The 14891-nt window shown below is 41.4% G+C and carries 14 protein-coding genes; 9 read left to right on the forward strand and 5 right to left on the reverse strand.

Annotated features, from left to right (window positions below; translation table 11 throughout):
- The first annotated feature begins 16 nt into the window (after nucleotides 1-16).
- From FGG79_RS19360 to FGG79_RS19365, 3 genes are all read left to right on the forward strand, one after another.
- Nucleotides 17-553, forward strand: a complete 537-nt coding sequence (locus tag FGG79_RS19360; RefSeq protein WP_138781370.1) for a DUF3189 family protein — start codon at nucleotides 17-19, stop codon at nucleotides 551-553.
- Between the two features lie 110 nt (nucleotides 554-663).
- Nucleotides 664-807, forward strand: a complete 144-nt coding sequence (locus tag FGG79_RS21935) for a hypothetical protein (protein ID WP_171051009.1) — start codon at nucleotides 664-666, stop codon at nucleotides 805-807.
- Between the two features lie 125 nt (nucleotides 808-932).
- Nucleotides 933-1568, forward strand: coding sequence for an FMN-dependent NADH-azoreductase (locus FGG79_RS19365; protein ID WP_138781372.1), 636 nt, complete (start codon nucleotides 933-935; stop codon nucleotides 1566-1568).
- A 41-nt stretch (nucleotides 1569-1609) separates the two neighbouring features.
- Here the strand turns inward: FGG79_RS19365 and FGG79_RS19370 are convergent, their stop codons facing one another.
- The 4 genes from FGG79_RS19370 to FGG79_RS19385 form a co-directional block, all read right to left on the reverse strand.
- Nucleotides 1610-2884, reverse strand: a complete 1275-nt coding sequence (locus FGG79_RS19370; RefSeq protein ID WP_138781374.1) for an MFS transporter — start codon at nucleotides 2882-2884, stop codon at nucleotides 1610-1612.
- Nucleotides 2885-2915: 31 nt separating this feature from the next.
- On the reverse strand, nucleotides 2916-4214 hold the full coding sequence (locus tag FGG79_RS19375) for an alkaline phosphatase family protein (protein WP_138781377.1): 1299 nt from the start codon (nucleotides 4212-4214) through the stop codon (nucleotides 2916-2918).
- Between the two features lie 168 nt (nucleotides 4215-4382).
- Entirely contained in the window at nucleotides 4383-5174 is a 792-nt protein-coding gene (locus FGG79_RS19380; RefSeq protein WP_138781379.1) for a polymer-forming cytoskeletal protein, read from the reverse strand.
- A 25-nt stretch (nucleotides 5175-5199) separates the two neighbouring features.
- Nucleotides 5200-5835, reverse strand: coding sequence for a DUF4004 family protein (locus FGG79_RS19385; RefSeq protein WP_171051010.1), 636 nt, complete (start codon nucleotides 5833-5835; stop codon nucleotides 5200-5202).
- Between the two features lie 198 nt (nucleotides 5836-6033).
- On the opposite strand from FGG79_RS19385, the gene FGG79_RS19390 reads away from it, so the two are divergent.
- From FGG79_RS19390 to FGG79_RS19415, 6 genes are all read left to right on the forward strand, one after another.
- Entirely contained in the window at nucleotides 6034-6414 is a 381-nt protein-coding gene (locus tag FGG79_RS19390; protein ID WP_138781383.1) for a GntR family transcriptional regulator, read from the forward strand.
- A 5-nt stretch (nucleotides 6415-6419) separates the two neighbouring features.
- Nucleotides 6420-7295: an ABC transporter ATP-binding protein gene (locus FGG79_RS19395; protein ID WP_346764097.1), complete on the forward strand. Its 876-nt coding sequence runs from the start codon at nucleotides 6420-6422 to the stop codon at nucleotides 7293-7295.
- Nucleotides 7282-8019 (forward strand): hypothetical protein, encoded by a 738-nt coding sequence (locus FGG79_RS19400; protein ID WP_138781387.1) that lies wholly within the window; start codon nucleotides 7282-7284, stop codon nucleotides 8017-8019. The genes FGG79_RS19395 and FGG79_RS19400 overlap by 14 nt, the downstream gene beginning before the upstream one ends.
- Nucleotides 8016-8720: a hypothetical protein gene (locus FGG79_RS19405; protein ID WP_138781389.1), complete on the forward strand. Its 705-nt coding sequence runs from the start codon at nucleotides 8016-8018 to the stop codon at nucleotides 8718-8720. Before FGG79_RS19400 ends, FGG79_RS19405 begins: the two co-directional genes overlap by 4 nt.
- Nucleotides 8721-8961: 241 nt before the next feature.
- Nucleotides 8962-11013: a catalase gene (locus FGG79_RS19410; protein ID WP_138781391.1), complete on the forward strand. Its 2052-nt coding sequence runs from the start codon at nucleotides 8962-8964 to the stop codon at nucleotides 11011-11013.
- Between the two features lie 716 nt (nucleotides 11014-11729).
- Complete coding sequence (locus FGG79_RS19415) at nucleotides 11730-13847, forward strand: ATP-dependent Clp protease ATP-binding subunit (RefSeq protein WP_138781393.1); 2118 nt, start codon at nucleotides 11730-11732, stop codon at nucleotides 13845-13847.
- 496 nt (nucleotides 13848-14343) lie between these two features.
- Here the strand turns inward: FGG79_RS19415 and FGG79_RS19425 are convergent, their stop codons facing one another.
- Nucleotides 14344-14856 carry a CBO0543 family protein gene (locus tag FGG79_RS19425; protein WP_138781395.1) on the reverse strand — a complete coding sequence of 171 codons (513 nt, stop codon included), beginning with the start codon at nucleotides 14854-14856 and terminating at the stop codon, nucleotides 14344-14346.
- Between the last annotated feature and the right edge of the window lie 35 nt (nucleotides 14857-14891).

Genomic DNA, 14891 nt, shown 5'->3' on the forward strand with positions numbered 1-14891 from the left:
AAAAGGAGAGAGTCCAATGATTTATATTTATAATGATTTCGGAGGGACTCATACCACGTCCATTGCAGCGGCTTATCATTTACATATACTCAGGCTAACAAGTCTTACCAAGAGTGATATCCTCCTCGTCCCTTATTTTAACCAACTTACGAAAAAAGAAGCTGGTCACATACTTTTTCATGGAACGGACGATGAAAATAACCCGGTGTATACGATTGGAAGAAGATCTTCTAAATATGTTGTTCCTGCATTAACCGATTTAAGTACCATCCTGCTTAACCGATATGGAGAAAGGGAAAAAATCATTATTTCCAACACCTCCCCTACGGTTCCACCCCTTATGACAGCGGGAGGTTTCTTCTCCCGGGAATTGGGTATCGACTGGATCGGCGTTCCTCTACTTGTAAAAGGAGCTCTCCAATGCCATGAAATCATTTATCATCTCGTTCAGGAAACAAAACAAGTGGCAAAGGCATCACCTGATCAAGTTGTTGTATTAGAAAATAAAAAATATCAATTTAAGATCGGAAAAGAGGATAAACCATGGAAATGAAGAATACTATAATGAGTAAATACTACTAGAAAAAAGGCTTATTCTGGTACCTTTAATCTGAATATCGCCTTACACATAGGTCATACTACAGGAAAACGGAGGTGTCCATATTGGAAGGTAAACCATGTCATTTTGATGGAAGTCACCAATTTGTAAAAGGGGAAATGCAAGAGAATCCACCATTTGAACTAACTGACGAGATGAGAAAGAATATCGGGGGAAACCCATTTGAATCACTACCGGAAGAAGAGTAAATACCATTAAAAAAGAATGTTGTCTAGAGCAGACAGCATTCTTTTTTTGTTTGAACGAGGATAATTCCATCCGCATCTTCACAAAATACCATGGTCGACATAACAAAGAAAAGGATGGATGAATAATGGTACAAGTGTTATATATTACGGCCCATCCCCATGATGATACCCAATCATACAGCATGGCGGCGGCGAGAGCATTCATTGATACATACAAAGAAGTGAATCCTGACCATGAAGTGGTTCATATTGATTTGTATCGTGAACATATTCCCCATATTGATGCCGATGTCTTCAGTGGGTGGGGAAAGCTTCAATCAGGGAAAGGGTTTGAGGAACTTTCTCCGGAAGAACAGAAGAAAGTGAATCGCCTTAATGAGTTATCAGACCAGTTCATCAGTGCAGATAAATATGTGTTTGTCACTCCCCTATGGAATTTCTCATTTCCACCGGTGATGAAAGCGTATATTGATTCTGTTGCCGTGGCAGGGAAATCATTTAAGTATACAGAGCAAGGTCCGGTAGGATTATTAACGGACAAGAAAGCCATCCATATTCAAGCCAGGGGAGGCATTTACTCTGAAGGGCCAGCAGCCGGCATGGAAATGGGCCATCGTTATTTAAGCATCGTGATGCAGTTTTTTGGTGTACCTTCCTTCGATGGGGTATTTGTAGAAGGGCACGCCGCCATGCCCGATAAAGCCGATGAAATCAAGAGAGACGCGATTGACCGGGCTAAGAATGCAGCACATACATTTTAATGAAAGAGAAAGCCTGAAGTCATTGACTTCAGGCTTTCTTTTTAAACAATGGTAGGCTTTTCAATTTCATTTCCTTTCGGTTCAGGAACGAAAGCAAGAATCACGAGGCCAACAATAAACAGGATGACAAGGCTGAATACTCCACTGTTGGACTCACCTGTAACTTGTGCGGTAACGGCCACTAACAATGGTCCAAGAATTGAAGCGAATTTACCAAAGATGTTGTAAAACCCGAAGAATTCATTGGCGTTTTTCTTGGGTATCAGCTTAGCGAAATACGCTCGACTCAATGCCTGAATTCCTCCTTGTGAAGAAGCGACAAGCATTGCTAAGATCCAGAAATCCATGGTCGTTTTCAGGAAATAAGCGTAGATGCAAACGATAATATATACGCAAATCCCTACATATAGCATCTTTTTACCTGTGAATTTCTCAGCTAGCCTGCCATATAGCATAGCAAAAGGTCCAGCCACAACCTGAGTTACAAACAGAATAATCAAGAGGTTGGTGGAAGTGATGCCAAGGTCGCTTCCATAGGCGGTAGACATGGTAATGATCGTTCCAACTCCGTCGATATAAAAGAAATAGGCAAGAAGGAATAAAAATAATGCCCGGTATTTCCTGATTTCTTTTATCGTTTTTCCAAGGCGCTTAAAGCTATTTGCCACAGGGCTCTTTTCACGTTGGATAAAGTAGCGTTGGTGCACATTTTTTAATAGCGGTATAGAGAAGAGCCCCCACCATATTGCGGTAATCACAAAGGCAATTTTACTGGCTATTGTTACAGAGAAGGGGAGAATTCCGTTTTGAGACAGGATGATGATGGCGATACTGATGATAAACGGAATCGTGCTTCCAATATATCCAAATCCAAATCCCCGGGACGATACACGGTTCATTCGTTCTTCAGTCGTAACGTCTGTCAAGAAGGCATCATAAAAGACGTTCGAACCGGCTGACCCGACGGCTGCTACAGTATAAAAGATCAAGAGCAGTAGCCACTGATCGCTCGGAACGAAAGCCAGGATGGCTGTGAAGGTGACCCCTAAGGCAAAGAAGAACGTAAAGAACTTCTTCTTGTAGCCTTCATAATCGGCGATTGTCCCCAATATCGGACCGATCATGGCGAGGATAAATGTAGCGATGGCAATCGTATACCCTAAATAGGCAGTTGAATCAGAGGCTCTGACTCCAGCGTTTGTTGCGGCAGCTTTATAAAAAAGTGGAAAGACAGCGGTTGAAATAATAATGGAATACGCAGAATTTGCCCAATCATAAAAAATCCAGCTGTTTTCTTCTTTCGAAAAACGTTTCATAGTTTTTCCCCCTAAGGAAACAAAATCTTCTTTAAACCTCCAGTAGGTCTTCGATGAGTTTTCCGTCTATATCTATTAAGCTGAGACCGAGTAATCGAGCGAAGGTTGGTCCTTCATCTATGAGGCGCATATATGGAATTTCAAATTGTGAGCGGATTCCGTTGCCTGCTGCCATGAAGATGGTTGAATAGTTCTCTTTTTCTGGTGAATAGCCATGGGATCCATAAGTATAACGCTTCTCCTTCACATCCTCCGGGGTAATCGTATGGATGAAATCACCTTCAATGGCATCCTTAAAGTAGAAACCGAGTCGGGCTTCGAGCATAAACGAACAATGTCCATCTGCTCCTTTTCTTCCCGCTTCTTCACCAGTAAGTATGGTTTCGATACCGTTTTCAGGATCCTCCTGTAATTGCAACAGAAGGGACTTAACAGCTTGTGCAGTTTCCTTGTCCTTTGTATACACATATGCTGAACCATCGCATCCCTTGCAATACGCTTTCCAGTCAGCTACTTTCCCCCGGTCGGTTAAGGTAATCAACCCTTTTTCTTTTAGGATAACGTTAAGTTGAACGGCCTTTGTTTCATCAAGGGCACTATGGTCACCCAAGGCGACAATTGTCGATTTGTCATAAATGCCGTTTTCCTTTAACGCTTTCAGGATTCTCCCCAACCGGGCATCATGGCGACGTAAAGCCGCATATGCTTCTTCAGAAGAAAATCCATGATAATGACGTTGTGTATCCAGATCGGTAAAGTGAACAAGCAATAGGTCGGGCTTCTTTTGGATCGTTTCAATCGTGGATTCGAGAACGAAATCATCCAGCTCAGGCTGGTTCAGGCCATTCCGGATATGTCCAAAGAGGCGATTCATCTGCAATTGGTAGAGAGGACTGCCATTTAGAAGGGAAACAAGGATTTGATTATGCCAAGGGCGATTAGCAAAGATCTCCGGCATATTGTAATCAATATCCGCTTTGGCTGTTACAGGCCAAAGCAGGGCGGCAGTGGTCATCCCCGATTTCCTGGCTTCGTCATATAAGGTAGTCCCTTTGATCGATTGCCGGTGCCAGTGCCAGTCGGGAGAGTCAGATCCTGGCTGAAGGAGTGTATTATTCACGACACCGTGGCGGTTAGGGTACTTCCCGGTAACAATGGTTGCGTGACAAGGATAGGTCACAGAGGGGTAGACGGTTTCAACCTTTTTGCAAAAGGATCCATGAGTAAGTAGTTCCTGGAAGTGGGGAAGTTCCTTAAGGAGCGGGTAATCCAAAGCAGATAAACAATCGAAAGAAATGATAATCAAATGATCGGTCAAACGTTCCATAATGGTCCCCAGCTTTCTCGAAAGATTGTACTATATACCTATTAATATAGCAGACTATTCAGAATAAAAATATGAAATTTCGATGATGGAGGAGTTAAGAATCCGTAAATACGAATGGAGAACATGAAAAAACAGGGATAGGAGCGTCCATCCCTGTTTTTTAATCGCGAATTAAATCTTTACTTTATTTCCGATACGACTATCTTTTTTTACATCGAGTTTTCCAGAATATTCAACGGAATCAATGTTGCAATTTTCTCCGATCACAACGTTTTTGCCCCGGACGAGTTTGGCCTTCGTGTTTTCAAGGTATACTTCGTCACCTTCGATCAGCTCGGAAAATAAATAATCTTCTTTTTGTAGGAAGAAGTTGACCACTTGCTTGATCAACCTGTTGGAATTGTGATGTGTCACTGAAATCGTTTCGCCACCTATTTCTTTAATAGAGGATTCATGATTGATTTCAATTTGCACCTTGTCAGCGTTCAGCAATCCTTCGATGTGAACAGAACCTGAAGAGGTGAAGGATTCCACTTCACAATCCTTTGCTACCCGTAAAGACCCGCTCGTTTTAATCATTCCACCTTGGATCTTTCCACCGACCTTACAGGACCCGCTCACCTTGAAGCTCTTAAAGACAAGGTCTTTTTCCACCTTGGTCGATCCACTTGTGTTCATCTCGGCTGCCATCACAGAACCATTGTATTTTGAGCTTCCACTTGTGGTAATCTTTTCTGCCTTTGTGTCCCCTTTGAAGGTAGAAGACCCGCTCGTCTTGATGTATCCCGCTTTTACGTCTCCAGTAATGGTGCCGGAACCTGAAATTTTCAGTTCGTGGCAGTCGATATCACCAGCGATTTTTCCGCTTCCACTGATTTTCACGGCATCAAATTGTCCTCCACCAGACGTTCCCGATCCGCTTATCTTCAAGTCATGCAATTCTTTTTTGTCCACTGTGTTCATCCTTGTTTCCTCCTATTTAGGGACTTTACATCCCTTTTGTATTAGATAATATGATTTTCAATTCTTCCATCATTTGTTGTAAATCGAATCTCAACACAACTTGAGCTAAACGGTCTGCTTGAAAGTTGGAATGAAGAGGGAGGAGCATCCATATATAGGTCCCACCTTTACGAATTCCAACCAACTCAAGTGAAGATTCTTTCAGTGGAGTAAACTTCTCATGAAGAAAAAGAAATAAGGTTTGCTGATCTTCTCTTGGAACATGTAACACTTGAGTTTTATCAATAATCATCATATTTAATAGTTCCGGAAACTCGAAAGTGTCTTGCTCAGGTAATAGGGATGTACAGAGAGAAAGGGTATGCTCTGAAAGAATTGTAGATGAGCGTAATTCACCTTCCCCAATTTCAATCTTTGTAGGATTGGGAGAGAAGAAATCTGAAAGCTCATCGAGTGAGTACCCGTCTTTCATCTCTTTGATGGTGTCAATTCTTGAAAGCATTTTATCCCTTGGAAAGAACGTTTCTTGACCTGTATAGCTGGATTTCTTGATAAACCATTCTTCAGGGATGATGTTCTTTCGTTTCCAGCGATATAGTTGCCCGTACGAAATACCGGTCAGTTCCAATACTTCCTTCTTGGATATCAGATCTGTTTCCAACGAGAGGGTCACCTCTTTTCGTAACAAAACATTGTTACGTTACTTTAAGGTTAGTGTAACAGAACAATGTTACGTTCGTAAAGAAGATTTGAAATTTTTTCTAAAAATAGGCATATTACCATTGTTATTTTCATCCAATTAATATATAGTACATTACAACAGTAATGTACTATGGTTGTTCAGTGAGGAGGTGTTCGTTTGATTCTCGATTCGAGTAGTATGAAACCGATTTATATCCAAATTTCAGAATGGTTGGAAACGGAAATTCTGGCACAAAACTTTCTACCTGAAGATAAAGTATATTCCCAATATCAGCTGGCCGAAATGTATAATATCAATCCTGCAACAGCTGCAAAGGGGTTAACCGTCCTAGTGGATGAAGAGGTATTATACAAAAAAAGGGGGCTTGGCATGTTTGTCTCATCTAATGCGAGAAGCATCATCCAGATGAAACGAAAGAATCAAACGTTATCAACACTTGTGAAAGAAATAGTGAAAGAAGCGGCCCACTTGAATGTATCAAATAAAGAATTGATTTCTATGATTCAAGAAGAGATGAAAGCGGGGGATTCGAAGTGAGTGTAATGGAATGCAAGGGTCTTGTGAAAACGTATGGTCGCCAAAAAGCATTGAATGACCTGTCCATTTCGTTAGGAGAAAATAAGATTACTGGATTGATAGGAAGGAATGGGGCCGGGAAAACGACTTTATTAAAAATCATGGCCGGCTTCATCCGTGAAACATCAGGGGAGATCCGGGTGTTGTCGGAAAAGCCTTTTAATAGCCTGAAGGTTTCAGCCAATACGATTTACATTGATGACGAGATGAGTTTCTCTCCATATTTGAATCTAGGTGAAATTTTAGATGTAATGGGTTCTTTTTATCAAAATTGGGATAAGGACATTGCCAAGCGATTGTTCTCCTATTTCGCTTTTAATCCGAATCAACATCATGCTTCTCTATCAAAAGGGATGAAAAGTACCTTTAATATGATCGTAGGTCTAGCAGCCAGGTGTCCCCTTACCATATTGGATGAGCCGACAACAGGAATGGACGCAGCGGTTAGGAAAGATTTTTACCGTGCCCTCCTGAAAGATTACATCGCCTATCCCCGTACAATCATATTATCAAGTCATTTACTTACTGAAATAGAGGACTTATTGGAAGATGTACTTCTTATTAAAGAAGGAGGAAAATGTCTCCACCTGCCACTAGTTGATTTACAACACTATGCTGTAGGGTTGACTGGGAAAACGGATTTGCTGAAACAGTATGTCCCCGAGGAGTCGATACTCTATAGGAAAGAGGTCGGAATGGATTCTACTTATGCCGTTGTAAAGAATGAATCCCATGAGCCGGAATGGATGGGGGAATTTCAGATATCCTCCGTCTCAACAGAAGATTTATGCGTGTATTTAACAAATCAAACAACAGGAGGGATTGACGATGTATTTAGCTGAATTGAATAGGCGGGAGATTGTGATAAAACAATTTTTCTACAAAATGAAAGCCTATAGGGGCGTTTATTCATCATTGATGGTCATTCAGCTCCTTGCCATATTATTTTCATTAAATGGTACGGGTATGGGCGGCGGTAGTTCAAGGACTCTTACCTATGAGATCCATACGTATTCCAACAGTATGATTATTGCGTTTATGATGATATGGGCATTTATCATTTCCATCATCGTGACGACGAAAGCATACAGGTACGATGATTTCACTTTTGTGTCAAATCGCTTCACCAGTCAGATATCAACAATCCTCTTCTTACTGTTTGCAAGTATGGTGGGGGGAATCACATCATTTCTAGCTGACTATCTTGTAAAGGATATTCTTTTCTTCATAAGCAAATCGGAGTATGTTTTTACCGACTCTACCCCTTCTTTATTCGGGGTCATGGGGATCATCCTTTATCTTTTCCTGTTTTGTTCATTCGGATATGTATGCGGAATGCTGGTTCAAATCAACAGGATCTTCATTATTTTGATCCCGACTATGTTATTCGGCACTTCTATTATTAGTTCTTACTTATTAGGGGAACCGGTAACACTAGTTGAAATAGGAAGTACATTTTTACAAGAATCATCCTTTATCTTCTTTTTCGCAAAGATCGTACTGACAGTCGTCCCATTATTCTCAATTGTGACGTTCATCACAAATAGACTGGAGGTAAGAACATGAGTGTACTTGGAGCTATTTTACCCATCCTTTTTTGGGCGGTTCTGGTTACATGTTTCATTGTTTTCAAACCATTCTCAAGGATGAGAAAGATCATAGGGTTTCAATGGATCTTCGCAGGGTACTTCAGTCTCCTTCTCTTTTCAGTTGTTCTGTACTATTTCCTTCCTGCTGATCATTCTATAGATGGAGTGGATGTTTCGATTCAGGATGAGTCTGATGCAGAGATGTCTTTCTTTGATGCAGCAAATAAAGGAAAGATTGATCAAAGTCCTGAAGGTGTTTTAAAAAAAGAATGGGAGTTTCCATTAAAGGATACGGATATGCGCATTTCGATTGAAAGTGGCACATTTGGAAAGTTCCATGGGGAGCCATTTATCCTGGCAGAAAGAACGAAAAAAGGCACTGTTTTGAAAGTAGAGCACTACGTAACAAGAACCATTCTTAGCGGATTAGACGTGACAGGGAAAATGCCCTCACCAGAATTAGAACTAGAGGGAGATTCACTATACCTCAAATCTCCAGATCCAGTGGAAATGAATTTTTCTTTCTATACAAATGGTTTCACAACCCGACAATTCAAAGGCGAAAAGGTGTGGGATAGTGAGTATGAAAATCTAATCGGAAGCGACATTCTTTATCTTCGGATACCTGAAGGTGTAGACATTACCGGGCCTGTAGAATTCATTGAAGACAGCAATTAAAGGAATTGCATCTAAACCTGGTAAAGATGTTGTTTCCCATTCGCAGCACTGAAACTAGAGAGCTAAACCTTTTCCTGGGTTTGGCTCTCTTTACTTTGAAGCGAATATCCCTCCTGAAGATCTTCTTTCATCACCAATTCCAAACTATCCAAAAAATGTTTAAAAGGTATTACCACGGGTACTAATGAAACAGGAATGTTTTACATAATAAACATTAATATCCATAGAGAGGGATGAAAGAATGGGAGACGATCGTCGTACAAGTGTGAATGGCAAGAGCAAGGATGAACAGCTTGAACAGTACAGAGTAGAGGACGAAGGAAAGCATCTTACCACGAATCAGGGGCTGAAGGTATCAGAGGATGAGTTCTCCTTGAAAGCAGGAGACCGGGGACCTACCCTTATGGAAGATTTCCACTTTCGTGAGAAAATGACCCACTTTGACCATGAACGTATTCCTGAGCGAATTGTCCATGCACGAGGTTTCGCGGCACATGGTGAATTCGAACTCTATGATTCTATGAAAAAATATACCCGAGCGAAATTTCTTCAGGATCCTTCAACGAAAACCCCTGTCTTTGTCCGCTTTTCCACTGTAGCGGGATCCAAGGGCTCTGCAGAGGCAGTACGTGATGCACGTGGATTTGCAACGAAATTCTATACAGAAGAGGGCAATTATGACCTCGTCGGGAACAATATCCCGGTGTTCTTCATTCAGGATGCGATCAAGTTCCCTGATTTGGTACATGCACTTAAACCGGAACCACATAATGAAATGCCTCAAGCGGCTTCAGCCCATGATACGTTCTGGGATTTTGTAGGGAACAACCAGGAGTCTGCTCATATGGTCATGTGGGCTATGTCAGACCGTGCCATCCCACGAAGCCTGCGCATGATGGAAGGCTTCGGCGTTCATACATTCCGCCTGGTGAACGAGGAAGGCAAGGCTCATTTTGTGAAATTCCATTGGAAGCCTGTACTGGGTACTCACTCACTGGTGTGGGATGAAGCCCAGAAGATCAACGGGAAAGATCCTGATTTCCATCGCCGAGATCTCTATGAATCCATTGAAAATGGAGATTACCCGGAGTACGAGCTTGGAGTTCAACTGATTAAAGAAGAAGATGAGTTTAATTTTGACTTTGATCTCCTTGATCCAACGAAGCTATGGCCTGAAGAAGAAGTTCCCGTGAAGATCGTCGGGAAGATGACTTTGAACCGAAATGTGGATAATGTATTTGCAGAAACGGAACAAGCGGCTTTCCATCCAGGATCTGTAGTACCTGGAATCGACTTCTCCAATGATCCGTTATTACAAGGACGTTTATTCTCCTATACGGATACACAATTGATTCGCCTTGGAGGACCGAACTTCCATGAGCTTCCGGTCAACCGTCCGGTGTGCCCATTCCACAATAACCAACGAGATGGACATGGTCGTCATACAATCAATAAAGGCCAGGTGAGCTATCACAACAACTCACTTGCCCATAATACACCGGCCCCTGCTTCCAAGGAAGAGGGAGGCTATACTCACTACCAGGAGAAAATGGAAGGACGAAAGGTCCGTGCCAGAAGTGAAAGCTTTAAGGATCATTTCTCCCAAGCTACGCTATTCTGGAATAGCATGAGTGAGCCTGAGAAAGAACATATCGTGCAAGCCTTCAGCTTTGAACTTGGTAAAGTGAAAAGCAAATCAGTGCAGAAACAGGTTGTCGATATGTTTGCCAACGTCAGCATGGATCTGGCAAAAGGCTTTGCTGAAGCGATCAATGTAGAAGTTCCAGATCGAGAAGATTCGAAGATAACGAAATCATCTCCAGCCTTAAGTCAGGAAAATACGATTAAGAAACCGACTACCCGTAAGGTCGGTGTCATTGTCGGTAACGGCTTTAAGGGTGAAGAAGTGAATACGGTTCTATCTACACTTAAAGAAGAGGGTATCCAGCCTGAGGTCATTAGTGACAAGTTGGGAATGCGAAAAGGGGATGACGGTAGCGAGCTTGAGGTAGATCATACATTCTTAACGGGAGAATCAGTATTATTTGATAGCCTTTACGTTGTCGGTGGAGAGAATGTTGATAGAAAGTTCTCTCAAGACACGACATACTTTGTGAAAGAAGCCTATTCTCACTTTAAACCTATTGGTGCGACCCATGAAGGCATGAAGTGGTTGGAAGAAGCATCTATTAGCGGCGCTGGTGTCGTAACGGGGAATGACATGCAGTCATTTGCCAAAGAATTTGCAGCAGCCGTCGCGGCCCATCGTCATTGGGAGCGCGAGTTAGTATAAATGTTTGTTTGAGACTGAATGTAGTAGATTAAATAGAAAAAGTGCTAGACCTGATCATTCAGGCCTAGCACTTTTTTTGGTCTTTTGAGCCCTTTTTGCTAAGAATAGACGTTTCTATCATACGAAACTAGCATTGCTTTCATATGATAACTATATGTTAAGTGCTTTACAAGTACTGTATAGTACCAGTCATTCACATGACCAATTTGCTTTTTTTAGCTTGCTATTGGTTTTATTAATTGACCAAATTTAGAAAAGGTGGTGAATCAACGTATGAGTTATAAAAATTGCGATGAAAAAGACAATCATCAAAATGGACGAAAAGATATCGAAAAATTACTGGAAGAGATTTTATACGAATTGAAACAAATTAAAAAGTGTACTTGCTATAAAAAGCATCATTGTTACAAAGAAAACTGGGAGCACTGGTACTAAGAAGAGAAAGCTGGGTAAAAGCCAGCTTTTTTTTATTTGACCAAATCAATCACTTGAATTCAACCGCCTGTTCCTACTATACTCTTCAAACAACAAGTGAAAGAGAATTCTACATAAAGCTAAAAGTTCCCATAAGCAAAAAGATTGAAAGTCAAAAAAGGTCAAAGTATACTATATGTATAAGGTCAAAGAAAGTCAAAGTGAAGATTGGACTGAGGACCATATTAATTATTCAATTTATAAATGAATTTATATAAATGAAATTTAGGAGGTCATGTTTAATGAAATGCCAAGTATGTCAACATAATCAAGCAACTGTAGAAGTATATTCACAAGTAAATGGGAAGAAGTCCAGTATCAAGATGTGTTCAACTTGCTTTCAAAAGCAGCAGGCACCTTCTGGAATGCACGGTGGTTTCCCCTTTGATGAATTATTTAAAGATATGAATATGGGAGCGAGTGCTGAGCATAGTCAACCTACTTCCCACACCCAAAGTGGAAATGGGAACAACGGAATTCTTGATCAGTTTGGTCGAAATGTGACAGGGGCTGCCAAAGCAGGTCTGATCGACCCCGTTATTGGTCGGGACAAAGAAGTGGACCGTGTCATTGAGATTCTAAATCGCAGAAATAAAAATAACCCGGTACTGATCGGTGAGCCCGGTGTCGGGAAAACAGCCATTGCAGAAGGATTGGCACGTAAAATAGTAGCAGGTGATGTTCCGTCCAAACTATTAGATAAAGAAGTTTACGTGATAGATGTTGCATCATTGACAGCAGGTACAGGCGTACGCGGTTCATTCGAGGAACGATTGAAAACCATCATCAGCGAACTCCAAAACCGAAAAAACGTCATGCTCTTTATTGATGAAATCCATCAATTAGTAGGTGCCGGATCTGCAGAAGGCTCAATGGATGCCGGAAATATTCTAAAGCCGTCTCTTGCCCGTGGGGAACTGCAAGTTATTGGTGCTACGACGCTGAAGGAGTACCGTCAAATTGAAAAAGATGCGGCACTCGAACGCCGGTTCCAACCTGTGATGGTGAACGAGCCGACCCCTCTTGAAGCCATTGAAATATTGAAAGGATTGAAAGATCGATATGAAGATTATCATGGAGTGAATTTTACAGAAGAAGCATTGGAGGCTTGTGTGAAACTTTCCGACAGATATATTCAAGATCGATTCTTACCGGATAAAGCCATTGATTTAATGGATGAAGCAGGATCAAAAGTCAACCTGCTTTCAGAAGGAAAAGATCAGACGGCTCTGCATAAGAAACTAAATGAAGTACGGGTGAAAAAAGAACAAGCAACGAAAGAGGAGAATTACGAGCAAGCAGCCATCCTTCGTGATCAGGAAACAGACATTGAAAAACAAATCGGTGAAGGTTCTTCTGATTCCAAAGCGGTTGTTGAAAAAGAACTGATCCAAACCATCATCGAATCGAAAACAGGCATTCCTGTTGGAAAACTGCAAAGTGACGATCGAACCCGAATGAAAACACTGGAAGATAACTTGTCCCATAAGGTGATTGGACAGGAAGAAGCGGTGAAGAAAGTGGCAAAAGCAATCCGCCGGAGTCGTGCAGGACTTAAAGCGAAGCATCGTCCAATCGGGACGTTCCTATTCGTCGGACCAACCGGGGTAGGGAAAACAGAATTAACGAAAACTCTGGCTGAAGAAATGTTTGGATCTAAGGATTCAATGCTTCGATTAGATATGAGTGAGTACATGGAAAAGCACTCTGTTTCTAAACTGATTGGTTCCCCTCCAGGTTATGTAGGTCATGAGGAATCCGGTCAACTCACGGAGAAGGTGAGAAGAAATCCTTACTCCATCATTTTATTAGATGAGATTGAGAAAGCACATCCAGATGTTCAGCATATGTTCCTGCAAATACTTGAGGATGGACGTCTTACTGACAGTCAAGGGAGAACGGTCAGCTTTAAAGAGACTGTGATCATCATGACAAGTAATGCAGGGGTGACAGACAAGAAGGAAGCAGTCGTCGGGTTTAACACTGGAGGCACAGATGCGATAAAGGAAACAACTATTCTACAATCACTCGGAGCTTACTTTAAACCTGAGTTCCTGAATCGTTTCGACAGTATCATTGAATTTCAATCTCTGGAAAAAGATGAACTCCTCCAGATTCTTGAGCTCATGCTGAATGAATTGCAGATCGAACTTAAGGAACAAGAGATTCACCTGACCGTCGATGAAGCAGCGAAGCACAAACTTGTTGAACTTGGCTATCACCCTGAATTTGGCGCGCGTCCATTACGTCGTGTGATTCAGGAAAGATTGGAAGATAAGATTGCCGATTTACTTCTTGATGAAGAAGGGGTGACCGATATAGCTGTGGCAGTGGAAAATGGTGAGATCATTGTGAAATAACATATAAAGAGGCTGGGACAAAAGGGTTTTAGCCGAAGAAAAATCCGAACGATTATTCGATATTCTTTCATGAAAATCGAAAACGTTCGGATTTTTTAATGTTATTTTAAAAGCATACACAGTGTATTTAACTGGTTCTAGCTGTTGATTGGAGTGCAAGACGAAGACTCCTGCGGGAAAAGCGGTATAGGTGAGGCCCCGCAGGAGCGTCAGCGACGAGGAGGCTCGCCTTCCGCCCCGAGGAAAGCGAAGTCTTGCACGGAAATCAACAGCGGTGTCACAAGAAACCCTAACATGGTCTTATATCCTGATTGTTCGTCTTTCGATTATATTGATTTGGTTATGTCTCAGCCCCTTTATATTGCCTCTTTTAGGATCTATCAACATGCTTTACTTTTTCCGTTTCAAGATCATGAGATAAATAGCCATGGTTGCATACACAGCTGAAACCAGGAAAATAAATTCAGGTGCAGAGAAAGAATTCATAGAAACACCCTCACTTTAAATCATGAAAAGATGGATGGAAGATCCATAGTAGCATGGCGATGATTGGAACCGATAGTATGAGTGCAAAAAGCGGTTTTTTATGATGCAATCCCAAAATTGAAAACATGATGATATTGAATATGGCCGACCATCCTATCGTCCATCCATTTTCATAGAGGAACAGCCCTTTTTTCAAAAATAAATATTCCAGGAAGGTAAAATAGATTATCCAGCATGAAATGTAAAGGAATTTCTTTTTCCCATAGGGATAGAAACGAAGAAATATCATAATAACCACCGGAATGATGAAAAAGGTGAAGACCAGGTCAATCAACGTATGATTCAACCAGTCTACCGTCACCGCCTTATATTCCCATAATGTATGTTTATAAAAAATTACGTTATATAGGAGATTACAAATGATATAAAATTGGATCGTTGGGTAGAAATCTTTCCACCGTTTCCAATCAATAAAGAACTTTGCAAACAGTATGTAAACCACAACCACGAATATTAGATACATAATGGGTACAATCCTTGTTTTTGTTACTTAGTATA

This window comes from Bacillus sp. BHET2, from assembly GCF_005938125.1.
In the GTDB taxonomy this organism is placed as follows: domain Bacteria; phylum Bacillota; class Bacilli; order Bacillales; family Bacillaceae_B; genus Rossellomorea.

What these genes read in the sequence shown, in the direction of transcription:
- FGG79_RS19365 (WP_138781372.1), top strand. Translation starts at nt 933, where the DNA reads ATGGTACAAGTGTTATATATTACGGCCCATCCCCATGATGATACCCAA.
- FGG79_RS19395 (WP_346764097.1), top strand. Translation starts at nt 6,420, where the DNA reads ATGGAATGCAAGGGTCTTGTGAAAACGTATGGTCGCCAAAAAGCATTG.
- FGG79_RS19370 (WP_138781374.1), bottom strand. Translation starts at nt 2,884, where the DNA reads ATGAAACGTTTTTCGAAAGAAGAAAACAGCTGGATTTTTTATGATTGG.
- FGG79_RS19415 (WP_138781393.1), top strand. Translation starts at nt 11,730, where the DNA reads ATGAAATGCCAAGTATGTCAACATAATCAAGCAACTGTAGAAGTATAT.
- FGG79_RS19360 (WP_138781370.1), top strand. Translation starts at nt 17, where the DNA reads ATGATTTATATTTATAATGATTTCGGAGGGACTCATACCACGTCCATT.
- FGG79_RS19410 (WP_138781391.1), top strand. Translation starts at nt 8,962, where the DNA reads ATGGGAGACGATCGTCGTACAAGTGTGAATGGCAAGAGCAAGGATGAA.
- FGG79_RS19405 (WP_138781389.1), top strand. Translation starts at nt 8,016, where the DNA reads ATGAGTGTACTTGGAGCTATTTTACCCATCCTTTTTTGGGCGGTTCTG.
- FGG79_RS19380 (WP_138781379.1), bottom strand. Translation starts at nt 5,174, where the DNA reads ATGAACACAGTGGACAAAAAAGAATTGCATGACTTGAAGATAAGCGGA.
- FGG79_RS19400 (WP_138781387.1), top strand. Translation starts at nt 7,282, where the DNA reads ATGTATTTAGCTGAATTGAATAGGCGGGAGATTGTGATAAAACAATTT.
- FGG79_RS19425 (WP_138781395.1), bottom strand. Translation starts at nt 14,856, where the DNA reads ATGTATCTAATATTCGTGGTTGTGGTTTACATACTGTTTGCAAAGTTC.